Origin of the sequence: Cytobacillus sp. BC1816, from assembly GCF_051353635.1 — a bacterium.
In the GTDB taxonomy this organism is placed as follows: domain Bacteria; phylum Bacillota; class Bacilli; order Bacillales; family Cytobacillaceae; genus Cytobacillus; species Cytobacillus oceanisediminis_C.
In genome coordinates this window covers 1,234,169-1,258,763 of the sequence record NZ_CP195611.1, presented here as the reverse complement: position 1 = coordinate 1,258,763, position 24,595 = coordinate 1,234,169, and the positions used below count along the sequence as shown (strand labels likewise).

25 protein-coding genes and 1 riboswitch are annotated in these 24,595 nt (G+C 39.3%); of the genes, 11 read left to right on the top strand and 14 right to left on the bottom strand.

Translation table 11 applies throughout. The features are described 5' to 3' along the window. Nucleotides 1-68: 68 nt before the first annotated feature. Nucleotides 69-1,355: an MFS transporter gene (locus tag ACR42H_RS06715; protein ID WP_436375200.1), complete on the bottom strand. Its 1,287-nt coding sequence runs from the start codon at nucleotides 1,353-1,355 to the stop codon at nucleotides 69-71. A 262-nt stretch (nucleotides 1,356-1,617) separates the two neighbouring features. Here ACR42H_RS06715 and ACR42H_RS06710 point away from each other — a divergent pair, with 262 nt between their 5' ends. Next, nucleotides 1,618-1,941, top strand: a complete 324-nt coding sequence (locus ACR42H_RS06710; RefSeq protein ID WP_113883482.1) for an HPr family phosphocarrier protein — start codon at nucleotides 1,618-1,620, stop codon at nucleotides 1,939-1,941. Nucleotides 1,942-2,484: 543 nt separating this feature from the next. Here ACR42H_RS06710 and ACR42H_RS06705 read toward each other — a convergent pair. Continuing rightward, nucleotides 2,485-4,560, bottom strand: coding sequence for a transglycosylase domain-containing protein (locus ACR42H_RS06705; protein WP_113883483.1), 2,076 nt, complete (start codon nucleotides 4,558-4,560; stop codon nucleotides 2,485-2,487). A gap of 513 nt (nucleotides 4,561-5,073) precedes the next feature. Here ACR42H_RS06705 and ACR42H_RS06700 point away from each other — a divergent pair. Beyond that, entirely contained in the window at nucleotides 5,074-5,610 is a 537-nt protein-coding gene (locus ACR42H_RS06700; RefSeq protein WP_113883484.1) for a universal stress protein, read from the top strand. 50 nt (nucleotides 5,611-5,660) lie between these two features. Here ACR42H_RS06700 and ACR42H_RS06695 read toward each other — a convergent pair whose 3' ends face one another. Further along, complete coding sequence (locus tag ACR42H_RS06695; RefSeq protein ID WP_009331481.1) at nucleotides 5,661-6,128, bottom strand: helix-turn-helix transcriptional regulator; 468 nt, start codon at nucleotides 6,126-6,128, stop codon at nucleotides 5,661-5,663. A gap of 270 nt (nucleotides 6,129-6,398) precedes the next feature. Here ACR42H_RS06695 and ACR42H_RS06690 point away from each other — a divergent pair, with 270 nt between their 5' ends. From ACR42H_RS06690 to ACR42H_RS06670, 5 genes are all read left to right on the top strand, one after another. Continuing rightward, entirely contained in the window at nucleotides 6,399-7,538 is a 1,140-nt protein-coding gene (locus ACR42H_RS06690; protein ID WP_113883485.1) for a histidine kinase N-terminal domain-containing protein, read from the top strand. A gap of 131 nt (nucleotides 7,539-7,669) precedes the next feature. Further along, the gene (locus ACR42H_RS06685) at nucleotides 7,670-8,212 is read left to right on the top strand and encodes a GNAT family N-acetyltransferase (RefSeq protein ID WP_113883486.1); all 543 of its coding nucleotides are present in this window, start codon (nucleotides 7,670-7,672) and stop codon (nucleotides 8,210-8,212) included. Between the two features lie 242 nt (nucleotides 8,213-8,454). After that, on the top strand, nucleotides 8,455-9,747 hold the full coding sequence (locus ACR42H_RS06680; RefSeq protein ID WP_436375197.1) for a hemolysin family protein: 1,293 nt from the start codon (nucleotides 8,455-8,457) through the stop codon (nucleotides 9,745-9,747). Between the two features lie 351 nt (nucleotides 9,748-10,098). Continuing rightward, nucleotides 10,099-10,500: a MerR family transcriptional regulator gene (locus tag ACR42H_RS06675; protein ID WP_113883488.1), complete on the top strand. Its 402-nt coding sequence runs from the start codon at nucleotides 10,099-10,101 to the stop codon at nucleotides 10,498-10,500. Nucleotides 10,501-10,564: 64 nt separating this feature from the next. Continuing rightward, nucleotides 10,565-11,920: a hemolysin family protein gene (locus ACR42H_RS06670; protein ID WP_113883489.1), complete on the top strand. Its 1,356-nt coding sequence runs from the start codon at nucleotides 10,565-10,567 to the stop codon at nucleotides 11,918-11,920. Between the two features lie 46 nt (nucleotides 11,921-11,966). Here ACR42H_RS06670 and ACR42H_RS06665 read toward each other — a convergent pair whose 3' ends face one another. Together ACR42H_RS06665 and ACR42H_RS06660 are read right to left on the bottom strand one after the other, a co-directional pair. Then, nucleotides 11,967-13,388: a sensor histidine kinase gene (locus tag ACR42H_RS06665; RefSeq protein WP_113883490.1), complete on the bottom strand. Its 1,422-nt coding sequence runs from the start codon at nucleotides 13,386-13,388 to the stop codon at nucleotides 11,967-11,969. Then, nucleotides 13,378-14,079 (bottom strand): response regulator transcription factor, encoded by a 702-nt coding sequence (locus tag ACR42H_RS06660; RefSeq protein ID WP_113883564.1) that lies wholly within the window; start codon nucleotides 14,077-14,079, stop codon nucleotides 13,378-13,380. The genes ACR42H_RS06665 and ACR42H_RS06660 overlap by 11 nt, the downstream gene beginning before the upstream one ends. A 178-nt stretch (nucleotides 14,080-14,257) precedes the next feature. Here ACR42H_RS06660 and ACR42H_RS06655 point away from each other — a divergent pair, with 178 nt between their 5' ends. Both ACR42H_RS06655 and ACR42H_RS06650 read left to right on the top strand, forming a co-directional pair. Then, complete coding sequence (locus tag ACR42H_RS06655) at nucleotides 14,258-14,896, top strand: hypothetical protein (protein ID WP_113883491.1); 639 nt, start codon at nucleotides 14,258-14,260, stop codon at nucleotides 14,894-14,896. 82 nt (nucleotides 14,897-14,978) lie between these two features. Next, on the top strand, nucleotides 14,979-15,296 hold the full coding sequence (locus tag ACR42H_RS06650) for an ArsR/SmtB family transcription factor (protein ID WP_113883492.1): 318 nt from the start codon (nucleotides 14,979-14,981) through the stop codon (nucleotides 15,294-15,296). 13 nt (nucleotides 15,297-15,309) lie between these two features. Here the strand turns inward: ACR42H_RS06650 and ACR42H_RS06645 are convergent, their stop codons facing one another. Then, a complete protein-coding gene (locus ACR42H_RS06645; RefSeq protein ID WP_113883493.1) occupies nucleotides 15,310-16,233 on the bottom strand; it encodes a cation diffusion facilitator family transporter in 924 nt (307 codons plus the stop codon). A 211-nt stretch (nucleotides 16,234-16,444) separates the two neighbouring features. Beyond that, the gene (locus tag ACR42H_RS06640) at nucleotides 16,445-17,740 is read right to left on the bottom strand and encodes an NCS2 family permease (RefSeq protein WP_436375195.1); all 1,296 of its coding nucleotides are present in this window, start codon (nucleotides 17,738-17,740) and stop codon (nucleotides 16,445-16,447) included. 89 nt (nucleotides 17,741-17,829) lie between these two features. Next, a riboswitch (purine riboswitch) is annotated at nucleotides 17,830-17,931 on the bottom strand. A 288-nt stretch (nucleotides 17,932-18,219) separates the two neighbouring features. Here ACR42H_RS06640 and ACR42H_RS06635 point away from each other — a divergent pair. Next, nucleotides 18,220-18,534, top strand: coding sequence for a DUF948 domain-containing protein (locus ACR42H_RS06635; RefSeq protein WP_113883495.1), 315 nt, complete (start codon nucleotides 18,220-18,222; stop codon nucleotides 18,532-18,534). 31 nt (nucleotides 18,535-18,565) lie between these two features. Here ACR42H_RS06635 and ACR42H_RS06630 read toward each other — a convergent pair whose 3' ends face one another. Then, nucleotides 18,566-19,468 (bottom strand): YihY/virulence factor BrkB family protein, encoded by a 903-nt coding sequence (locus ACR42H_RS06630; RefSeq protein ID WP_436375193.1) that lies wholly within the window; start codon nucleotides 19,466-19,468, stop codon nucleotides 18,566-18,568. Nucleotides 19,469-19,819: 351 nt separating this feature from the next. Between ACR42H_RS06630 and ACR42H_RS06625 the strand changes: the two genes are divergently transcribed. Next, nucleotides 19,820-20,713: a YitT family protein gene (locus ACR42H_RS06625; RefSeq protein WP_113883497.1), complete on the top strand. Its 894-nt coding sequence runs from the start codon at nucleotides 19,820-19,822 to the stop codon at nucleotides 20,711-20,713. 34 nt (nucleotides 20,714-20,747) lie between these two features. Here the strand turns inward: ACR42H_RS06625 and ACR42H_RS06620 are convergent, their stop codons facing one another. The 6 genes from ACR42H_RS06620 to ACR42H_RS06595 all read right to left on the bottom strand — a co-directional run bounded on the left by ACR42H_RS06620 (nucleotide 20,748) and on the right by ACR42H_RS06595 (nucleotide 24,571). Continuing rightward, the gene (locus tag ACR42H_RS06620) at nucleotides 20,748-21,110 is read right to left on the bottom strand and encodes a YidH family protein (protein WP_113883498.1); all 363 of its coding nucleotides are present in this window, start codon (nucleotides 21,108-21,110) and stop codon (nucleotides 20,748-20,750) included. Between the two features lie 100 nt (nucleotides 21,111-21,210). Continuing rightward, the gene (locus ACR42H_RS06615; protein WP_436375191.1) at nucleotides 21,211-21,987 is read right to left on the bottom strand and encodes a sulfite exporter TauE/SafE family protein; all 777 of its coding nucleotides are present in this window, start codon (nucleotides 21,985-21,987) and stop codon (nucleotides 21,211-21,213) included. A gap of 62 nt (nucleotides 21,988-22,049) precedes the next feature. Further along, nucleotides 22,050-22,277, bottom strand: coding sequence for a sulfurtransferase TusA family protein (locus ACR42H_RS06610; RefSeq protein WP_035326750.1), 228 nt, complete (start codon nucleotides 22,275-22,277; stop codon nucleotides 22,050-22,052). Nucleotides 22,278-22,330: 53 nt separating this feature from the next. Next, the gene (locus ACR42H_RS06605; RefSeq protein WP_436375189.1) at nucleotides 22,331-23,452 is read right to left on the bottom strand and encodes an MBL fold metallo-hydrolase; all 1,122 of its coding nucleotides are present in this window, start codon (nucleotides 23,450-23,452) and stop codon (nucleotides 22,331-22,333) included. A 42-nt stretch (nucleotides 23,453-23,494) separates the two neighbouring features. Beyond that, nucleotides 23,495-24,073, bottom strand: coding sequence for a sulfurtransferase TusA family protein (locus ACR42H_RS06600; RefSeq protein WP_436375187.1), 579 nt, complete (start codon nucleotides 24,071-24,073; stop codon nucleotides 23,495-23,497). Nucleotides 24,074-24,094: 21 nt separating this feature from the next. After that, on the bottom strand, nucleotides 24,095-24,571 hold the full coding sequence (locus ACR42H_RS06595; protein WP_113883502.1) for a DsrE/DsrF/DrsH-like family protein: 477 nt from the start codon (nucleotides 24,569-24,571) through the stop codon (nucleotides 24,095-24,097). Nucleotides 24,572-24,595: the final 24 nt, after the last annotated feature.

Genomic DNA, 24,595 nt, shown 5'->3' with positions numbered 1-24,595 from the left:
ATTTTATTTAAAAAGTTTTTTCACAAATAAAAAGCCCCTAAAATAGGGACTTTTAGTCTTTTATTACATTATACTGCACCAGTCTGTTCCGAAGAATGTGCTTCACTTCTTTTTTCTGACTTTTTCGTCAAACCTGGAAGCATAAGGCTGTAAAAAACACCAACAAGCGCTAAACAGCCCCCTACCATCCAATAAAGCATTTCCACTTTGAGAAGTCCAGGAAAGCTGACAGCAATAAATCCGAGTGTTAAGGATTGGGAAAGCATCATCAGCGGGCTTATCCATCCCTGTACCCTTCCCATCATCTTCGGATCAACAATGCTTGGCATCCAGCCGCCAATGGCAATGTTCACTAAAGGAAGGCCAAATGCTGCAGCAAATAATAGAGAAAGGAAAATGAACGTGCTTTCTGCAAAAGAGGCAGCAATGATGAAACTCCCGGATAACAATAATCCCGCAATGATCAGCTGATAAAGTTTGAATTTTTGAGCAAGCAAAGAGGCGGCAACGCTCCCAATCAGAACGCCAATCCCAAAGGTTATTCCAAGCAGGACTGAATATTCCTCATAGGCGTGCGGCTCCAGCTTATATTTCAGCATAAAAATTGGCATTATGGAAAACCCGCCGTTTACCACTCCGAAAACGAAGAAACCAACAAGCAGAGCAGATAACAACCTGTGCTTTAGAATATATTTCATTCCAAGATTAAAGTCCTTGAAGACAAGCGCGATATTCAAGTCTTTAAGTTTATGGCCGCCATTCGGCAGGCGGACTTCTTCGGGGATACGGCAGGATCTTATTAATAATGCACTGATGATAAAGGTAAGAGCATCAGTCATAATTGCGCCGTATACTCCCATTGTCCAGTATACAAAAATACCAAGGCCATTTCCGAACAGCATGAAAAGACTCATCACAACCTGGTTTAAGCCCGCAGCAGTGGTATAATCTTCGTTTTTCAATATTCCTTGAATCATTGCATGCTCAGCGGGAAAGAAGAATTTCTGGATTGCACTCCTCAGGAACAATACTGCAAATATGAGCGGCATCCAGCCGATGATAACAGTCAGCAAAAGTACAATTGATAATAATGAGCTGATCCAGTCACAATAATAAGCAATTTTCTGGCGATCCATCCTATCCGCAAACACTCCAACTAAAAAAAACACCGCCAGAGTCGGAACAGAGAACATCAATTCAGTTAATGTAGCATAAAAAGGCTGTTCCGAGAAACGGTCAAGCAAATAAAACATGAATGCAGTTAAACCAATCGTGCTGCCCATCTGAGAAGTAAAGTTAGCGAAGAATAATTTCACATAATTTGCATTTTGAAAGATTCTTTTGAATTTTTCCATCCCTTTTACCTCATTTTCGCGGTTTATATCACCAGTTTAAATAATGGCAAACAATTGATTAAGCGGCTTTTGATGGTTTTTATCTCCTTCCGGAGACTGATAGTGCCTTAACCCTGGTTATCATTAACGACTTAAAAAAGGTAATTATTCACACTTTGATTCAGGGTGGTTTACGGTACAGATTACATGGGTAAATCCCTAGTACAACCACATCATTAATCGATTAATATATAAAATACTTTTTGAAAAGGAGATTATTAAAATGAAAGAAATTATTTCTACCAATGTTTTAGTTCAAAATAGGTTCACAATGAAGAAAATGCTTGAAATTTATCAAGGAGCAAAACAATTTGAAGGCACTACATACCTCTACAGCAAACACAAAGCTGTGGATGCCTCAAACCTGTCTAAATTAGTGTCTTTCCTATTAACAGTGAAGCCGCAAACGACCCTAAAAATCATTGTAGAAGGAAATGAAGTTCAGAAGCACCTGGAAGAAATCAAAGAAATGTGCAGCAACCATGTTTCAGTGCTTCGTATGTCTGAAAAACGCTTAATTAATTCGGCTGAAACATTTCAGCTATAATGACCATTTTATTGCAAAGTGATTGGAGTGAAGATAAATGATACGTACAATTTTTATGGTAGTTGGAGCGATTGTGGTAATTGGCGCGATAATCAGCTGGTTATTCTAAATAATTTCTATTAAAAAAGGCCATCCGGCCTTTTTTTATTTATAAGCTATGTTAAATGGCTGATAAAAACCAGATTCTTCAACCATTTAAACAGCCGGAATCCAGCTTCCAGCAGCAGCTTTTTACGTTTATATTTAATGGACCCTCACTGGTAATTTCTTTCCGCCACATCCCAGGTTCCGTCTTTTCCCACCAATGTGAAATGCCGAAAATCATATACGTCAGAATTCTGATGCCAATCCTACAATTGAAAGGTTATGGTATTTTTGCCTGCAAAAATTGGATGTTCAGGTGTCACCATTCAGCTTCACTTATTGTCCTTCCGATAGATTTTTCGCTAATTGCCGGAAGGTGTCAATTATTCTGCCATGATGCAGAACCCCCTAAAAAAAGAGTACAGTTTTTCACTGTACTCATTAAATGTATATTGTTAATCATTCTTCTTTACCTTTATCTTTTTCTTTCTTTTTATCTTTTTCTTTCCCTTTACTCCATTTCTCTTTCCATTTTTCCTTTTCTTTTTCAATTTTTTCTTTTACCTTCTCTGTTTCTTTTCTTATGTTTTCCTCCCATGCTTTTCTTTGCTGCTCCCTTTCCCTCTGTTCCATCAGGCCAGCAATTTGAGGGACATGAAATGATTCTGCTTCCTGGTTTTTCAGGGCTTCTGCCATGATTTCCCGGAATATCGGAGCCGTGCCTTCACTGCTAGAGGTTGTAAGATAGTTTTTTGCATCTGTCATATCGTGGCCAACCCACACAGCACCTACCAGCTGTGGTGTATAGCCGACAAACCATTGGTCTTTAACGCCATCTATGCCTTCAATGGTCATTTGTGTACTTCCAGTTTTCCCCGCAACTTCTCTGCCGGGTATTTGGGCAGCCTTCCCTGTACCATGCTGAACTACCCCAAGAAGCATGGTTGTCACTTTATCTGCAACATCCTTTGAAATGACTCTCTTGTTTTCACCTTTCCATTCAGCAACTGTCTCTCCATCTTTATCAACTATTTTTGTAATGGAATGGGCTTCCGGCCTTTCACCGCCATTTGCAAACACAGCATATGCCTGTGCCATGGTTAGCGGTGAAACTCCTTCATTTGTACCCCCAAGGGCGAGTGCCAGATTTTGATTGATGGCAGCTTCAGGTATGCCAAACCGCTTTGCGGCATCCACCCCTTTTTCCACACCGATCTCATCCAAAAGCCATACAGCAGGAACATTCAAAGAATCCTTGACCGCTTCATACATCGGCACATTTCCCCGGAACTGGCCATTATAGTTATTCGGCTCATAATCTTCGCCAAATGTCATTCTCTCATCTTTAAGTTCATCAGTAATTCCCCAACCCGCTTCCAGTGCAGCTGCGTATGGTACAATCGGCTTCATTGTCGAGCCAGGCTGGCCTACTTTATGGACAGCGCGGTTATGTCCCAGAAGGGTGTGTTCACCTCTTCCCCCTGCAAGAGCACGGATTCCGCCATTGTGGGGATCCAGAAGTATGGCTCCGCTTTGCACTGGCTGTTCCCCCGTACCTTTAGGGAATAATTGATCATTTTTGTAGGTTTCTTCTACACTGCCCTGCATATCCTGATCAAGCTCTGTGTATATTTGATAACCGTTGCTAAGAAGATCATCAAGGGAAATATTATACTTATTAATAGCTTCTTCAAGAACCACATCTACATAGTAAGGGTACTTCCCTTTAAGGGGATCTCCCCCGCCGTCTTCAAAAACAAGCTTTTCATTCTTAGCTTTTTCCCATTCCTTTTCTGAAATAAAGCTGTGTTCCTTCATGCGATCAAGCACGAGATTTCTTCTTTCAATTGCTATTTCTTCATTTTGGTAAGGATTTATCGCAGAAGGGGCTTTAACCAGCCCTGCAAGCAGTGCTGCTTCGCTAATTGAGAGATCCTCAACATCCTTTGCATAGTATTTCATTGCTGCACGCTTTATCCCCCAGGCGCCTTCTCCAAAATAAACCTGGTTTAAATACATCTGAAGAATTTCATCTTTGCTGTATTCCTTTTCTATCTCAAGCGCAAGGAAGAATTCTTCCAGCTTCCTTTTATATGTTTTCTCTGAAGACAATAAGGCGTTTTTAGTCAGCTGCTGAGTAAGCGTACTGCCACCCTCAACAATTCCGCCAGCCTTCAGGTTTGTAAAAAAGGCTCTGCCTATACCTTTTAAATCGATTCCTCCATGTTCATAAAAACGATGGTCTTCAATGGCAATAACCGCATTCTTCATATGATCAGGAATTTGATCGATTGAAATGCCTTCATTTTTGTTTGCAGAAATCTTGCTGGCTACTTCCTCATCAGCGTCATAAATGACTGTAGATTGTGCAAGCCCTGCTTCAAGTGCACTTATATCCGCATCCTTGTATGAAAAATATACGAAGCTTAAGAAAGCCAAGACTAATGTAGATGCAAGCAATATGGCTACCTGTGTCAGGTGCAGCTTTTTCCAAGTTGACTGAAACTTTTTAATAACAGAAGTTCTCTTTCTCATATTTCCTCCAATATCTCTTGCTGAATATCATTTTGCCAGTTTAACGTCACCTTCAGGCTATAACGATATCAGCATACCTGCAAAGAATATGTTTTCATATAGTATTTTGTTCCCAGCTAAAAACTATAATTCTTCCAGACATATACATATACCCAAAAAATCAAATTTTTTATCATCTTTTGTACATTTTCTTTTTAGTCTGTAAGACCTGGTATTTATAATCCAGTTTAAAAGCCGGCAAATCTCCCAAACCCGGCATCAATGAAAAAAAGCAATCGTAGGCCGAATGCTTTTTGATAAAATGGAATTTTTGCAGACGCTTGGAACTGGACTGCTTCATAGCATTCCATATGAGTTTGCCTCATTTTTATTAATAGTCTACGAAGCAATATCGTTTTTTATGGGGGTATGCACAAATTTTTCAGGAGCCATTTGATTTCTCAATGATTGGCTTCTTGCAATAAAGGGTATATGTCCAATAAGTTTCCTTACCTTAAGAAGGGGTGAACTAGTATGTTCTTTAAAAAAATTGTAGTAGGTTATGATGATACAGATGGAAGCAGACAGGCTTTATATATGGCGATCGAATTGGTTAAGCAGCACCCTGAAGCCCAGCTTCTGATTACACAAGTCTTTGAGGAGACAATTGAAAATGTTCCCATAAGCAATGAGAAGGCAATAGAGCCTGTAAGGACAAATGGGTATCTGCTGGAAGGAATTCAAATACCGCCCCTGCCGGTATATCATGATGAATCCTCTGCCACGACTCACGCAAAAGTGAAACATAGTGTTGACAATACTTTTTTTAATGCAAGGGAAATACTTGAGCCATATAACATTAATGTAAAGTTCGATGTTATAGAAGGAAGTCCCGCTGACAGCATATCTGAATATGCTGCTGTCGAAAATGCCGATTTAATTATAGTGGGCAGCTCAGGCAAAGGCGGAATTAAAAAGATGTTCCTTGGGAGCACCAGCACAAAAATTGCCAAAAATGCTCCTTGCCCTGTGCTTATAGCTAAAGATAAGGAAAATCCGCAAATCCCTTAAAACAGGAAAGCAGCCCGGCGGCTGCTTTTTATATTAATAGAATAAACCTATTATTGAAGACCTTTATTTTCTGCAGCCAGCTCCTCAAACCGTTCCTTAGAAGATGCTTCATCGAAACTGCTGTAAATTCTAAAATGGTCCTGATCAATAATCCTGTAATGCTGGCTGATGATATTCTGCTGAAGGATCAAACCGTTGCTTCTCTTCAATTCCCGCCACCAGAGCTTTCCGCCAAGAGTCTTTTCTTTCCTATAATCGATTCCCTCTCTAGCAATTGTCTCCAGAACTTCAAGGGGTTCGTTTCCAAACAGAAACCTGACTGTTTCCGTTTCCCTGAATAAGGCACAAACAGCCACCACAGTCGACCATCCTGCTTCTGCCCGCCCTTTCTCAATTTGAACCAGGGTCTTCTTTGAAACACCAATAATTTCCGCCATCTTATCCTGTGTATATCCTGCCTCTGTACGGATAAGACGGATCTTATCTGAAACTTTCAGTATAATTTCATCTCTAGTCAATGCAGCTTCATTCCCTTTTTGTTGTTGGTGTAAATTTACACCTGTTTCTATATTATAAAAGAAATAGTGACAATTTTACAAATAAAAAACTGCCTTGTTCTTTAAATATATCAATTCTCCTAAAAAAACGAGTGTGCTTTTTGTCACAAGTACAGCCATAATCCATAGGGTAAAATTACTGTTATTTTCCATTAAATTAACAGAGGATTTTGCTGTAATCTATCGAAATCTATGGGATAACTGTTTTAATGTGAAAAAGTGGAGGGTAAAATGACGATTGAAACAAATAAGGCTATATTGGAACTTCTGCTAACGGAGAAAGAAAACCTTTTAAGTGAATGGAATGAAAAAATCCTTATTAATAAGGATGATCCTTTTAAAGATAAAATCAAAGATAATGGCACCGCCATGTTCCAATTGATTATTCAATTTCTGATAAAAGACGGCGATGAACTTGAAGAATATATTCAGAAGCTGGCCTACTCTGTCGCTGAGCAGCGAGTGAAAGCAGAAATTAATATCGGAGACTTTGTTTATAATGTCAACTTGGGAAGAACAATCTTTCTCGATATATTGAATCGTTCCGAAATACATTTTCATGAACTTCAGAGCCTGTACGAAAAAATCGGTTATTGCTTCGATAAATTCTTATATCACGCTGTATCCAGATATACGGATGCCAAAGATCAGATTATTAAGGAAAAGACACAATTTATCGATTCCACCCATAAAGATAGATTGACTCTGCTGGGCCAGATGACTTCCAGCTTTATTCATGAATTCAGAAATCCGCTTACATCTGTACAGGGGTTTATCCAGCTGTTAAAATCCGAAAATCCTACCATGAAATATTTGGATATCATTTCAAATGAACTGGAGCAGCTGAATTTTAGAATTTCACAATTTTTGCTCCTCTCTAAAAAGGAACTGATCGGAAAAGAGAAAATCACTTTCTCTCTAAATGAATTAATAGATGAAGTCCTGATATTTCTATATCCCAGTATCCTGGATGGAAAGGTTAAGATTCTTCAGGATATGAACAAAGATATATATTTGAATGGCTATGCTGATGAAATCCGTCAAGTATTCATTAATATTATTTTCAATGCCATTGATGTGCTTACTCAGTACCGCAGCGACCCAGTCATTCATATTAAAAGCAAATGGACTCCAGAAGGACACATAAAACTAGATATTGCCAACAATGGGCCGAGAATTCCAGAGCATCTCGTCAGTTCCATTTTCGAACCATTTGTTACAACAAAAACACTTGGAACAGGGCTTGGTTTATTTGTATGCAGAGAGATAATTGAAAAACATCAAGGGACTCTTACCTGTGATACAGAGTCGGATTGGACCGTTTTCAGCATAATCCTGCCAACTGAAAAACAGGCAAAAGTCAAAGGCTGACTCCCAATTGAGGAGCAGCTTTTTCTTATTCCTGGCTTAATAGCTTACATAATTTTGAACCAAAATATATATTTTTATTCAATTTCAGATTATTATTAATATATTTACAGATTATTGGAGGAGATGGTCCCATGTTTTCCTTAAAAGCAGATGAAGATATAGAATTGCAATTATTCCAGCTGCATCATTCAGAAGAGCTTTTCAACCTGGTGGACAGCAACCGCAGTCATTTAAGAGAATGGCTCCCATGGGTAGATAATATGGCTTCACCTGTACAGTATCACTCTATTATTCCAATATGGCTGAAACAGTTTGCCGATAACAACGGCTTTAATGCAGGAATCCGTTATCAGGGAAAGCTTTCAGGCTCTATTGGTTTTCACCAGATCGACTGGAATAACAGACAAACCAGCATTGGATATTACCTTGCAAAAGATTTTGAGGGAAGCGGAATTATGACACGAAGTGTGCAGGCCATGATTAATCATGCTTTCTTTGATTTAAGACTGAACAGAATCGAAATACGCTGCGGGATCAGAAATGGAAAAAGCCGTGCGATACCGGAGAGGCTCGGCTTTCGTCAAGAAGGAATCATCCGGGATGGAGAGTACCTTTATAATCGATATCACGACCTTGCCGTATATGGACTTCTGGCAAGAGAATGGAGTTATTAAATAAAACCGGATGACGCCTGGAGCTAGACAGTTATCTAACTTCAGAACTTATATCTTTATCTTTCGAAAAAGCCTGCCATCAGGCTTTTTTATTATTTACCGGTTACCTTCCTCCTAATTAAGGGTAATTTCTTATTAAGGAAATCCTTTATTCCTGGTTTATCTGTAAAATTCATGAATAAGGGAAAAGTACTTATAATAAAGGAGGTGCCGGCCCCTTACATATCGTGTAAGGGTTTTATATGATCACCCTTAACCTATTTTTATTAATTTTCTTAATTGCATTAACTGCTTTTTTTGTTGCATCTGAATTTGCCATTGTTAAAGTAAGGACTTCACGAATTGACCAGCTTATTATGGAGGGAAATGCTAAAGCCCGTTCAGCAAAACAAGTTATAAGCAGTCTGGATGAATACTTATCTGCCTGTCAGCTTGGGATTACGATTACAGCACTGGGCCTCGGCTGGCTTGGTGAACCGACTATTGAGAGGCTGCTCCATCCCGTATTTGAAAGCATTAACTTACAGGCTTCCATAACTCATATCCTCTCTTTTGTCATTGCTTTTTCTGTTGTGACATTTCTCCATGTGGTTATTGGAGAACTGGCTCCAAAAACCATTGCCATACAGAAAGCAGAGGCAATAACGTTATCTTTTTCAAAACCATTAATATTATTTTACAGGATTATGTATCCATTTATTTGGATTTTAAATGGTTCAGCAAGAATTATTACAGGATTATTTGGACTGAAGCCTGTATCGGAAAGTGAAATGGCCCATTCAGAGGAAGAGCTTCGGATTATCCTATCTGAAAGCTTAAAGAGCGGAGAAATCAATCCATCAGAATATCAGTATGTAGATCGAATTTTTGAGTTTGACAATAGAATTGCTAAAGAGATAATGGTTCCTCGAACTGAGATCGTTACCCTTCCGGAAGATTCATCATTGGCAGAAACCCTGGACCTCATATTGAATGAGCGATACACCAGATATCCTGTTACGGCGGGTGATAAAGATAATATTCTCGGGATTATTAATGTAAAGGAAATCTTAACTGACTGCGTTAGAAAAAAATGCGAAGGCAAACATCCTTTACGGCAATATATTAAACCTGTCATCAGGGTGATTGAAACCATACCCATTCACGATTTGCTCCTAAGAATGCAAAAAGAGCGTTTCCATATGGCAATTCTCCTTGATGAGTACGGCGGAACAGCTGGAGTGGTCACAGTTGAAGATATTCTCGAAGAAATAGTAGGTGAAATTCTAGACGAATTCGATGCCGACGAACTTCCGTTTATTCAAAAGTCAGGAGAAAATCATTATATCCTGGATGCAAAGCTGCTGATTTCAGAGGCAAATGATCTTCTGGGAACATCATTATCTGATGATGATGTAGACACCATCGGAGGCTGGATAATGACGCAGAAGTATGATATCGCTCAAGGAGACTTTATCGAAGAAGAAGGATTCAGATTTATTATTAAGGAAATGGAAGGGCATCATATTTCCTATATTGAAGTTGTGAAAATATGACCTTTATTTGAAATGACCGGGAGCGTTTTTTTTGCTCTTGGTTTTTGTTTGCCATCCGGCTGCAAATGCTGATATAGTCCTCTGCCTGTCAGAAAGCTGCCTTACCTTCAGATTGAATAAGTCTATATGGCTCTTTTGGGTACTAAAAAATTTAATTTTTCCGAATCTTTTCACTTCATATTTTATACATAATTTCATAAAATAAATATAACCCTTTTTTCCAAACTACTACGTTTGACTGTATGGTTTGTGCTAACGTATAATTGATTCTAACTATATCTCTTGATGTAAAGCACTTTCATGGGGTATAAGTATTCAAAACAGAGGTGATATGATGGGGCTTACTATCGTATCGGCGAATTAGCCAATATTGCTAATGTTTCTAAAAGAACTATAGATTACTACACTAGCATTGGCCTAATAAAAGCGAAACGCTCAAAATCAAATTATCGCATATATTCAGAAGAAGTATTGTCTGATTTAAGATTTATTGAGGAATGCAAACTGCTGCATCTTCCGCTTGAAGAGATTAAGAGAAAACTAGAAATGAAAACGAAAAGGGAGATTCAGACAGGGGAAGTTGAAAAGCATATTAACGCAGTCACATTGCAGATTAAACAGCTTCATCAAGAAATAGCTGTTCTCATGCCGCTTATTAATACACTGGATGATGAACAGAAAGATGGCTTTTCCAAGAAGCTGACTATTGAAAGCACTGCATTGCTCCGTTCCCTTTCAGACTTAACCAGCTGATCCCATTTTTCACAAAATCAGGAGGTGACACCCTGCCCGTTTAGGCGGGATAAGGGGAACTTATTTGGACATATTAAACTTGGTTTTTATAGCCATTTTAATTGCTTTAACGGCTTTTTTCGTTACATCGGAATTTGCCATTGTTAAAATACGAAGTTCCAGGATTGATCAGCTAATTGAAGAAGGTAATAAAAATGCAATTGCTGCGAAGAAAGTCATATCGAATTTGGATGAATACCTTTCAGCCTGCCAGCTGGGAATTACCATTACAGCCCTGGGTCTTGGCTGGCTGGGTGAACCGACAATTGAACACCTGCTGCGGCCAGTGATCAATAGTTTCGGATTGCCATCTTCCATTTCGCATGTTATCTCCTTCAGCATTGCTTTTGCTTTTATTACCTTCCTGCACGTAGTTGTGGGGGAATTGGCTCCAAAGACTCTGGCGATACAAAAGGCAGAAGCGGTTACACTGTTAACAACACGTCCTTTAATCTGGTTTTACCGGGTTATGTATCCGATTATTTGGGCGCTAAATGGTTCTGCCCGCCTATTGACCAGCATGTTTGGATTAAAGCCTGCTTCTGAACACGAATTGGCACATTCTGAAGAAGAACTTCGCATTATTTTATCGGAAAGCTATGAAAGCGGCGAAATCAACCAATCTGAGTTTAAGTATGTAAATAAAATCTTTGAGTTTGATAATCGTATCGCCAAAGAAATAATGGTTCCGCGTACAGAAATTGTTTCTCTCTCAAAAGATGATACACTTGAAGACTTCCTGCAAATCGTTCAGGAAGAGAAATTCACTCGCTATCCCATTATAGATGGAGATAAGGATCATATCATTGGCATGGTCAATATTAAAGAAGTCATGACAGATCTCATTATGAACAGGGAATTATCATCAAGCACCCTTGAATCTTACATTCGTCCCATTATCAGGGTCATTGACAGCATACCTATTCATGAGCTGCTGCTAAAAATGCAGAAAGAACGAATTCACATGGCAATCTTAATGGATGAATACGGCGGTACCTCAGGGTTAGTCACTGTTGAGGATATCATTGAAGAAATTGTGGGTGAGATCCGTGATGAATTCGACATGGATGAGGTGCCCATGGTCAGAAAGACGCAAGAAGGCCAATATATCATTGATTCAAAAGTTCTTGTCAGCGAAGTTAATGACTTGCTGGGAACAAACATCAATGATGAAGATATCGATACCATCGGCGGCTGGATTTTGACAGAAAATTACGAAGCCAAACAAGGCGATATGATCGAACATGAAAATTACCGGTTTACAATCCTGGATATGGAAGAGCACCATATTAAGTATATTGAAGTAACTGCAGTACCAGAAACAGAAGAGTCGGCACCCACAAAAGAAGTGCCTTTTACAGAAACAGAGGTATTATCATAAATGATTAAAAGGAACAGCCTGTCAGAGGGCTGTTCCTTTTTTTTCCTTATTGCGAAGATGCTGTTTTCCGAGGAAGCTTAATCGTAAATTTAGTCCCTTTCTCTTTTTCACTGCTGACAGCAATCTCTCCGCTGTGCAGCTGAACAAGCTGTTTAACAATGGAAAGCCCAATGCCAAATTCACCAAAGGAATGGTTGGTCCTGGATAGATCCGCTTTATAAAAACGCAGCCAGATAGACTCGATTTCTTGAGGATCGATGCCTATGCCCGTGTCCTCTATTTCAATCACTGTTTGATCAGGATCTTCTTGTCCTCTTAAAAATATGGAGCCTTGATAGGTGAATTGAATGCTATTCTTAACAATATTAACCAAAATTTGAATTAGCCGGTCATAATCTGCATGAACTGAAACTCCTTCTTCTGCCTCAAGATATATCCTGTTTCCTTTTTCCCCTGCCTGAAATTCCAGCTGTTCCTTAACTATTTCAAATGCTTCCAGAAGATCAATATCCATTTTATTCAGCTGCAGCTGATTGGACCGGATCTTTTCATAATCCAGATTTTCGTTTACCAAACGAATAAGTCTCTTTGCTTCCCTGTCAATCAGGATCATCCCTTTTTCTTTTTCCGCTTCCGGAATCAGCCCGCCTTTAATGCCTTCAGCCAAGCCGCTGATGGTGGTCAAAGGAGTCCTCAGCTCGTGCGAGACATCAGCAATGAATTTCCTCCTTCTATTCTCCAGTCTTTTAATTTCTTCATTAGATTCCTTCAATCTGGCTGCCATATCGTTAAAGTCTTTAGTCAATTCACCGATTTCATCCATATAAGTGTATGGTACATTCACATCATAGTTCCCGGAAGAAATCATAGAGGCAGCATTCCTGAGATCCGTTATCCTCTTGATTAGATTTTTAGAGAGAACCAGGCTTAACAGAATGGTCGCAGAGAGTGAAATAAAGATGGTATATAGCAAAAATCGATTTAATTGGCTGACAACCTCCATTGCTCCAGTTATAGGTGACAGAAGCAAAACTCCGCCAACCAGATTGCCCCCCTGCATATAAGGCATGGCAACCAATGTTACCTCCTGGCCGAAGCGTTCTATATCATGCTTTACAGTTACTTTATTTCCTTTCGAAATTTCAGCCCACTCAGATTTGGTCAGCTGAATCATCGGATCTGATTTAAGGTCGGGATATAAGACCCTCCCTTTATGGTCAAAGAGTATGTATTTTATATTCCTTGCATCAAGCAGCTGGCTGTATTCTGTTAAAAATTGTTCATCACCCTCTATCCTGACTGTTAAATCAGTCAGGATCTGTTCGCCATAGGAATCAAGCTCTGCTACTTTATTCTCAAAAATATAACTCTCAACAAACTGGGAGAAAAGAAGGCTTAATAACAGAAATGCCAGAATAAGGATGCTGACATGACTTATCAGCAGCTGATAAAAATATTTAACTTTCATTGTCTGCTGCCGTTTCATCAAATTTATAGCCCACACCCCATACTGTATGGATAAAAGGCTGCTCATCTGTACCTATTTTTTTCCTGAGCCTTTTAATATGTACATCTACCGTTCTTTCATCTCCATAAAACTGATAACCCCATACACTATCAAGCAGCTGCTCTCTTGTAAAAACCTGTTTCGGATGTTTTACAAGATAATACAGCAAGTCAAATTCCTTTGGGGTCAAATTCTTGAGAAGCTGCCCATTATAATAGGCCTCTCTGGATTCTTTGCTGATTTTGAAGTATTCACTGGCAACATAGTGGGATTCATCCACTGATCCTGCTTCAGCCTGAAACCTGCGTGTCACCGCTTTGATCCTGGCCATTAGCGTCAGCGGACTGAATGGCTTAGTCACATAATCATCAGCACCCATTTCAAGGCCCAGAACCTGATCGGACTCGCTATCTTTAGCCGTCAGCATAATGATCGGGACTTTGCTCAATTCCCTTACTTTACGGCAGAGAGTCACTCCATCCATAATAGGAAGCATCCAATCAACAATAAGCAGGTCCCATCTTTCTTTATTAAAATGCTCAAACCCCTGCTGCCCATCGTGTACAAAGACACCCTGGTACCCTTCTTTCATAAAGAACATCTCAAGCATTGAACAGACACTTTCATTATCTTCCACAACAAGTATTTTCATTTTCCCATCACCGTCCTCGAACAGTCTTCTTTTCTTAATGTAATCGAAATGAGTGTTTTTTTTCAATGAATATATCTGTCCTTAACGTTTTCGTGAAAAAGATAACCAAATTTATTTATGCTTTCGCTATATCTTGGGAAATGCTATATACGAATTATAATTTTGAAAGGAGTGCAGCATGAATAAAAAATTACTATTAGTATTGTCTTTTTCCATTATTTTAATGGGGGCGGCTTTATCCGTTAACGCCGAAACAGCACCAAAGGGGCAATCACCGGCACAAGAGCAGAAGCATGAACACCATCACAGAATGATTGACGAATCCCTAATGAAATCCCTTCTGGAACAAGGATTCACCAAAAAGGAAATCTTCATAGCTGCCCACATTGCAAAGTTTTCAAATAAACAGGTTGGGGACATATTGGCTTTTTATAAAAAAAATAACTCTTCCTGGGAAAAAACAGCACAGCAGTATGGAGTGGATTTAGAGAAAATAAAAAAGCACCAGCATCACATGGATAAGTTCCTGGAAACCAATAAACAAGTTGTTCTGCAAAAGGTCTCCGAGTATTCCGGAAAGTCCCCTCAAGTGCTGCAGGGGTATCTTGACAAAGGAGTCCCTCTTCGTTACCTTATTTCAGGTGCAGCAATGGCAAAGGCGGCAAATAAGGATCTGGGCGAAATAATTCAAATGAAGGAACAAGGAAAATCAATGCCTGAAATAAAAAAGGAACTGAAACTGGAAAAGGAACAAATCCATGCAGAAATGAAAAAACTGGTTGATGAAATTCACCAGGAAGTCAGAAAGAAAAAATAATATGTTAAAACCGCAGAGGGAACACCTCTGCGGTTTCGTTTTATTCAGAACAGAATTATAATGGAAGGCAGAGGTGAACAAAATGACAGAAGAAAACGCGCAGAACCCAGCCGATCTGGATGAAGAAACCTTATTCATGGTTTCCCAGACATTCAAAGCATTATCAGATCCAACCAGGCTTAGAATTCTTCATTTATTATTTCACGGGGAGTATTCGGTAAATGAGATTGCCGAAAATTTATCACTGCTTCAGTCTACGGTTTCTCACCAGCTGCGCTTTTTGAAAAACCTGAGGCTGGTAAAATTCCGCCGTGAAGGAACCACTCTTTTCTACAGCCATGATGATGAACACGTCATTAGTTTATTGAACCAGGCAATCGAACATAGCCAGCATTCATGAACTTTGGCCCCTATTAATTGCAGCTTTCATTTTGGCCGGGGCAGCCTTTTCTTTCTCCTTCCACTTGAATTGTGCTATGCTCAATGCCATATTCATCATGCAGTACCGATTGCGCCGCATGAAGTACTGCATCGTGACCGCCATCATGTTCAATCACAAGATGACAGCTAAGAGAAGGAAAACCTGAAGTAATCGTCCAAATATGAAGATCATGAACATCTTTTACATGTGCTAGGCCAAGGAGTTTCTTTCTAATATCCTCAGGGTTCAGGTGGGAAGGTGTCCCTTCCATTAAAATATGAAAAGACTCTTTTACCACCCTCCATCCGCTTATAAGGATGAGAACTGCTACCATTAAACTGGCAATGGGGTCCGCAATGCCCCAGCCGAAGAAATAAATTAGAAGCGCAGCTGTTATAGCTCCAACAGAACCAAGCAAGTCACCAAGAACATGCAGAAAAGCGCTCCTAACATTTAAGTTATGGTCCTTATCCCCACTCATTAAAATAAATGCCGCTGCGATATTTACGAGCAGCCCGATTGATGAAATCACCAGCATTCCCATACTTTGAACAGCCGGCGGCTCAAGAATGCGGCTGTAGGCTTCATAGAAAATATAGAGAGAAATCAAGAGCAGTGTAATTCCATTAATTGAAGCAGCAATAATTTCAAATCGTTTATAGCCAAATGTTTTTGAATTTGTCGCCTTTTTTTCCCCTATTTTGATTGCCAGAAAACTTAAGCCAAGCGCAGCTGCATCACTCAGCATGTGTCCAGCATCCGATAGCAGTGCAAGGCTGTTAGTCCATACTCCTCCAATTACTTCTACAATCATAAATGAAGCAATCAAAATAAATGCCCACATTAAAGCCTTTTTATTGCCTGTGTGATGGTGATCATGTGAATGCCCATGTCCGTGACCATGACTGTGTCCCATTCGTTCCACTCCTTATATGAATATATGCTCATATATATTATGTATTACTTTGGCTTATTGTTCAATGATTTTTTAATTTTTATTGTTTTCTTTTAATTTAGACTAAAGGAGTGGAGTCAAACATTTAATGATATCCAGCAGAAAGCCATTTTTTCAAAGCAATTATAGGATTCACAAAAAGGCTGCCTGAGTATACAGGCAGCCCTCTTCCTTATGCAAGATAAACAAAATATCCCATAAATGCAATACATAGTCCATACATTATTGGATGAATTTCTTTTGGTCTTTTCAATGCCAGCATTGTGATTGGGTATAAGATGAAGCCGAGTGCAATCCCCGTTGCTACACTGAAAGTCAGGGGCATCATTAAGATCGTTACAAACGCCGGAATAGCAATTTCTAATTTTCCCCAATCGATATGTTTAACTTCCATAGCCATCAGTGCTCCGACAATGATAAGTGCCGGAGACGTAACTTCGGCGGTAATTACACCGAGCAATGGAGAAAAGAATAATGCAATAGCGAAGCATGCAGAGATGATAACAGAAGTGAATCCTGTCCTTCCTCCGGCCGCAATCCCTGAACTGGACTCAATCATGGAGGCAGTTGTAGAAGTTCCAAGCACCGAACCGACTACAGTAGCACTTGAATCTGCCAGAAGCGCTTTTCCAGCATTAGGGATTTCATTATTCTTCATCAATCCCGCCTGGCTTGCAATGGCGATTAAGGCTCCAGCCGTATCAAAAAAGGCAACAAATAAGAAAGTGAATATGACTGCCAGCATTTCCGGCGTAAAGATTTGATCAATATTCAGAAAAACTTCACCAAATGTCGGTTCAAGGCTCGGAATGGCCCCAACAATTTTTTCCGGTTTATCGATAAGGCCAATTAACATTCCAGCAGCAGCTGAAATGACCATACCATAGAAAATGGCACCTTTAACTCCCCTTACCATTAAAACGATTGTTAAGATAAAACAGAAAACTGCAAGCAGTGTGACTGGGGATTTAAAATCGCCAATTGCAACAAATGTCGCCTCATTTCCTACAATCAGACCGGCATTTTTCAATCCGATAAAAGCAATAAAAAAGCCAATGCCCCCTGCTATTGCATGCTTTAAATCCTTGGGTATCATGTTAATAATTTTTTCCCGTATTTTTAATAAGCTTAAAATCACAAATAAAATCCCTGAAACAAATACACCAGTTAAAGCCGTTTGCCATGGAATGCCCATCCCGATGCAGACAGAAAAAGTGAAGAAAGAATTGAGTCCCATGCTTGGTGCAATCCCAATTGGATAATTGGACAGCAAGCCAATTAATAAAGAGCCAATAATTGCCGACAGTGCAGTAGCCGTAAAGACAGCTCCTTTATCCATTCCAGCCTGGCTAAGTATAATTGGATTTACAATTAATATATATGCCATTGATAAAAATGTCGTTAAACCTGCGATTGTTTCCTGTTTATATGATGTTTCTCTTCCATGAAACCGGAAAAAAGATGACATGCCATTCCCTCCTTATTTAGTAACCAATAAAAAAAGCTCCGCAATATGCGAAGCTGCCATAAGAAACAGAAGAAAATAGCATGCCGATTCGAACAAGCTATATCCCCTGTAGTCAAGCTATTTACGGCAGCCCGGTAGAAACGCTCAGACCCTATCTCTGAACATATACAGGTAAAATCTATTGCCACAGCACATCAATTGATCAATGTCCTGCCCAATAAAATTATATATTAATATAATGAAAACAATTCTAGCAAACTCATATATGAAGGTCAATTCTTTAATTTATTCTGAGTATTCCCCTTTATCTTAAAGTTGGTTACAGGGGTTTAATGTTAATTTTTTTTTGTAATGGGTAAACAATAAGGAAAGCAAAGTGCCTTGGTTACCCCCGAAAACTCGAGGGGGAAGGGGCCGGAGCCAGGAGTAATCGAAGTTTGAAAATTTTCTTAAAAACCAGCATGAGGAGGCAGGTCACAATGTTCATTGTATATGCAAGTTTGATTCTTATTGCAGCATCCCTGATCTTTCTGGGCTTCTATGCTTTTAAAGCATACAAGGATGCCAAACCGGCAATTAAGAAACTGACAGCTATAAGCACTGTTATGCAGCTAAAAGCAGATCAATTAAAAAATGGGGTTGATGAACTGACAGCAACCCAGAAAGAAATTCAAAGAGATATCAATTATAAGAAACAGACCTTTAATAATACGATTTCCGCTGTAAAAGAAACACCGAAGAAAATAAAGAAATGGTGGACCATCAAAATACCTTTTATCCACCACATCAAATAAAACGAGGGCTGAGCCCTCGTTTTATTTTTTCCTATTTTATTGAAAGTGTACGATATGCTTCTGCATCTGTTTGCACCTTGGAATTTTCTTTGTCATCTTTCTTTCCTCTGCCAGGCTTGAATGTATTATTTCTGTGATAGAGAGCACTGATTTCCCCGCCAATAACAAGGGCAAGTCCGGTTAAAAAGAACCATAGCATCAATACAATGACTCCGCCTAGGCTTCCGTATGTGGCGGAATAATTCCCAAAATTGCTTACATAAAAGGACAATCCAAATGATATAAGCTGCCACATAACTGTTGCGGCTATTGCACCTGGCAAGACCTGTTTGAAAGGAAAATGTTTATTCGGTGCCACCTTATAAAGAATAGCCAGGACTGTAACCATGATTACAAAAGCAATGGCCCATCTCAATACATTGATCAGGATCTGCATCCCATCAGGTATATTAATAAAATTCTCAACAAAGTTCATGATGACTTTTCCGAACACGGGAAGAACCATAGCAATGATGAATGCTGCGAGCAAACCAAGAGTCAGACCTATGGATATTAGTCTGGATTTTATAAATGACCTCGTCTCCTCCACATCAAAGGCGTCATTCATGGCTCTTATGAAAGCCTGCATTCCATTAGAAGCGGACCATAAAGTACCTATGATACCGAACGTCAGCAGGCCGCCGTTCGGCTTGGTAATGATATCCACTACATTATCTTCAACAACATTAAATGAATCTGACGGCATTACATTCTGCAAGTATGATAATGCTTTTTGAGGATCCAGTGAAAGATATGGAACAATAGAGATAAGCAGAATTAACAAAGGAAAAATGGAGAGCATATAATAATAGGCTTGTTCGGCTGCAAGCCCGGTTGCCCGATCTTTCTTAAATTCCTTTCCGAGCTTCTTGCCAAATTGAATAACCTTATGCATTTTACTACTCCTCCCTTAATCAGCTTATAGCTTGTATGTGTTTATTTCCCCTAAGACCTTTGAGCTAATCGTATTTTAATAAAATATTCATTCCATTTTTGATAGATAAAAAAAAAAGACGCCTTTCCACCAGAACTGAAATTATTCTAATAAGGACTCACAACTTTTCATTATGAATCAGGGTATCCCTTATTTAATATAAGAAATGTTATAATTAGATATAGTTTTTATCAGCTTTATCGAATAATTAATTTGAGCTAAAGTGGCACAAGCTATCATATTATGTTATTAGCTTATTAAAGATGCTCGTTAGTCTGACAGATTTTTCATCAATTAAAATGGGGGTCATTTATGAACGTTTCACTTGAAGCTGCTGTTGAAGCAAATGTACATAAAGGGTTGACTAAAGGCAAACTTGCAAAAAGGATTTTCTTCATCATATTTGGAGCCATCCTTATGGGGGTCGGAATCGAAGAATTCCTAGTGCCCAATAAAATTCTGGATGGCGGAATAGTAGGAATCTCCATTATCCTCTCTCACATGTCCGGCTGGAAACTCGGCTGGTTTATATTCATTTTAAATATTCCATTTTTTTACATAGGATACAAACAGATAGGGAAGACCTTTGCTTTGTCTACATTGCTGGGCATTGCGGTATTATCAGCCACTACCCTCCTCTTGCATGATGTTCCCGTATTTACGGAGGACTTGCTGTTAGCTACAGTATTTGGCGGTATTGTTCTTGGCTTTGGGGTCGGAATGGTGATCAGATACGGGGGATCTTTAGATGGAACAGAGATTCTGGCTATTCTGGTAAATAAAAAACTCCCGTTCTCTGTCGGGGAAATTATTATGTTTTTCAATGTCTTCATTTTTGCTACTGCAGGATTTGTTTTCGGCTGGGACCGTGCCATGTATTCAATCCTTGCATATTTCATTGCTTTCAAGACTATTGATGTTGTCATCAGCGGATTGGATGAATCCAAATCCGCCTGGATCATCAGCGACCAGCACAAGGTAATAGGCGAAGCGATTCTGGCCCGGCTTGGACGAGGCGTTACCTACTTGAATGGGGAAGGTGCATACACTGGAGATGACAAAAAAGTAATTTTTTGTGTCATAACCAGACTAGAAGAAGCAAAATTAAAATCAATTGTCGAAGAAATAGATCAGAGTGCTTTTTTGGCAGTAGCTGATATTGCTGAAGTCAGAGGCGGCAGATTTAAAAAGAAAGCCATTCACTAAGATATCCTTTGCTGCTGAACCCTGGATGCGGCAGTTAAATTAAAATAACAAATAAATAGGTTAGCAATAAGATAAATATCAAAAAGATAACAGCTGTTATTAAGTATATTAGAGATTGGGATGATGAGTAGGTCTGCATGTTAATTCTTTTTCTGACCTGAAAGTAATTCAGGGTAGAGTATACCAGGATTGTCAGACCGGTAACCAAAGAAAATAGACTTAATGAAATGGCAATGCTGTCAGCGAACTTATTTACTCTCTGCACATTATTAAAATGCAGTGTTGAAGCCAAAACGCCTATTCCAATTACAGCGATAGAAGTCCTGACCCATGCGAGGAAGGTTCTTTCATTCGCCAGATGCTGCTGTATGTATTTCGACTCTTTAGCTTCTTCCATTTGAATCAGCTCTCCCCTTAACTAAGTATAAGAATATATTTTCCTCTTAACGATAGGTTAAACTTAAAGGGAACAGCATCCGCTGCCCCCTCCCTATTAATTATAAAATATCCATCCAGATTTTGATTGATGTTGCCAGAATTAAAACAGCCAATATGACTTGGAGGATTTTTGTATTCACTCTCTTTCCTGCAGCAGCTCCTAATGGAGAAGCAATTAAGCTGGCAATGATCATTATGGCAGCTGGAAAATAGTCCACCTGGCCGGTTGCCAATTTACCAGCTGTAGATCCAATCGATGAAATGAACGTGATGGCCAATGATGTCGCAATTGTCATCCTCGTAGGGATCTTTAATATAACCAGCATAATAGGAACCAGTAAAAATGCACCAGCTGCACCTACGATTCCAGCTCCGATGCCGACAATCAAAGCAAAAAAGGCTGCAAGCCATTTATTGAACCTTACTTGATCTAAGGGAATATCATCCAATCCTTTTTTCGGCACGAACATCATGACTGCCGCAATTAAAGCCAATATACCATATACAAGATTAATGGCGCCTTCAGTCATAAACCTTGAACCGTAGCTCCCGATTAAACTTCCAATTAGTATAGCTGAACCCATATAAATAATAAGTGTTTTATTCAGGTATCCGCCTTTTCTGTAAGCCCAGACTCCCCCGATTGTTGCAAAAAACACCTGTACTGCACTTATTCCGGATACTTCATGAGCAGAAAAAGCAGCTAATCCAAATAAAGGCGGAATGTATAAAAGCATAGGATATTTAATGATAGAGCCTCCTATTCCTACCATGCCGGAAATGTAAGACCCGATAAAACCAATTAAAAATATAACGAGTAAAAAGGGTAAATCCATGTGGCTATCTCCTCCTTTTAGCGATAAAAGGGAGTAGAAACCCCCTTTTACCTTTTAATAGATTAGCCTTTTTTTATCCAGAACTTTAACACTCCATTGTCATCCTCATGTTTTAAAAGCTCATGTCCTGTTGACTCTGTCCAGGCAGCCAAATCTTTAACTGCGCCTTTATCTGTTGTATGAACTTCAAGCACTTGCCCTGATTCGATTTCACCTATTGCTTTCTTCGTTTTTACGATGGGCATTGGACAAGCTAAACCCTTTGCATCCAGTACTTTTGCTGCGTTCATGTTCCATTCCTCCAATTTTTATTATTAGTATTTTGAATTATATTACTAAAAGATTATCTTACGGCACAGCGATTTGGACCGATTTCCATTTCACGCTGTTTTTCTTCGTCCGGGCTGATTTTCCCCATATTTGTTTCACGGATTTCCTGATAAGCATTTGGCTGAGGAGGAAGATTCTCAGAAACCAATTTTCTGAACTCCCCTTCGTCTTCAATATTTAGTCCGTGATTTTCAGCAAATAATGTGCCAAGTTTTTCGGATACGCTGCCATCTTCATTTAATTCTTCAATAATCATGAAGTGTGCAGGCAAAACAACTAATTCGCCTGATAGGTCTTTATAACGCTTATAAAGTGTTTCTCTTAAATCTCCAGCCCAATCCCCAGCTTTACCGGCAAGGTCTGGACGTCCGATTGAATCGATGAATAGAATATCACCTGAAAGAAGGTATTGATCGTCCACTACAAAAGATGTTGAACCGATTGTATGGCCTGGTGAATAAACAGCTTGAATACTGATCTTAGTAGAACCAATCATTACTTCGTTTCCATCTTCAAGACGGCTGTATTCAAATGTTACTTCCTCTGCATCCTTAGGAGGAAGCCAGTAAGAAGCACCCGTTTTTTCAGCAATTTTGCGGCCGCCTGAAATATGATCTGCATGCAGATGTGTATCAAAGACATGCTTGATCTCTGCATTCTTTTCAGCAGCAAAATCAGTAAATACGTCTGTCATTCTTGTTGCATCGACAATTGCAGCTTCACCGTTTGAAATCACCATGTAGGACAGACAGCCTTTTCCGATGCGGACGAATTGATACATTTCTCCGCCATCCTTCAAATCGCCCACTTTAACAGGCTCAAGGTGTTCACTCCAAGATTTCATCCCGCCTTTCAGGTAGGAAGCATCGCGTCCTGCTTCTTCAAGCATTTCTGCGACCATTACAGAAGAACCTTCTTTTGCACACACTACTAAAAGCTCTTTATCAGCCGGAATTTTATCAAGAATAGGTTCTACCCCATCAAGAAGATCGAAGTATGGAACATTCAAGTAATCAAATTTTTTGCCTTCAATCTTCCAATCATTAAAGTCGGTTTCATTACGGACATCAAGTATAAATAGTTCTTCATTATGAATAACCTTTTTTGTTACTTCTTTAGCAGACATTGCTTTCATTGTTTATATACCCCCTGATGTATAGTTATGTTTAAAAATTTTTTAGTTAAGCTTCGTTTCTGTTGGTCCATTCCATTCAGACATCCCCGGGACTACATTAATTACATTCGAGAAGCCTTTTTCAGCTAATACCTGGGATGCCATATCACTTCTGCTCCCTGTACGGCATACTACAAAAATCTTTTTATCCTGGTTCAGCTCGCTAATTCTCTCCTCCAATTCTCCGAAGGGGATAGAAATGGCATTGGGAATATGGACGAATGCATATTCAGCAGGTTCCCTGACATCTAGAACAACTATATCATTATTTGACTCCATCTCTTTTAAAAGATCATCGTTAGAGGCAACAGGCTCAAAAGTTGCAGCTTCGCGCTCTTCATTTTCACCTGCTTTTCGTATATAGTGCTTAAGCACTTCGCCTTCTTCCATGGTGCCAAGATATTGGTGTCCCGAGCTTTTTGCCCAAGCCTGGATATCTGCTTTTGAACCTTTATCTGTTGCAAGCACCTCAAGCACTTCCCCCGGATTCAGATTATTGATTGCTTTTTTCGTTCTTACAATCGGCATTGGGCAGGCAAGCCCCTTTGCATCTACTGAAAAGTTTGTTTTTAAAACTTCCATTTATAATTCCTCCTTATATTTTTAGATAAATAAGTTGACATTGCCGTCTTCTGCATCTGCAAGATAAGCAGCTACTCCGGCAAATTCCACACCATCAATTATTTCTTCCTGTTTAAATCCAAGAAGGTCAACAGTCATTTGACATGCTACAAGCTTAATGTCCTGTTCTTTAGCCATTTCAATAAGGTCGCTTACTGGCATAGTGTTGTGCTTTTTCATAATATCTTTTATCATCTTAGGACCCATTCCAGCCATATTCATTTTCGATAAGCCCATCTTTTCCGGACCTCTTGGCATCATTTTGCCAAACATTTTTTCCATAAATGTTTTTTTAACTTGAATTGGCTCATCTTTTCTAAGAGCATTCAGTCCCCAGAAAGTGTGAAAGATGGTTACCTCATGATCGTAAGCAGCTGCACCGTTTGCAATAATATAAGCCGCCATCACTTTGTCATAATCTCCGCTGAATAGAACAATTGTTGTTTTTTTCTTTTCCAATCTTTTATCCTCCCTTTACCCTAT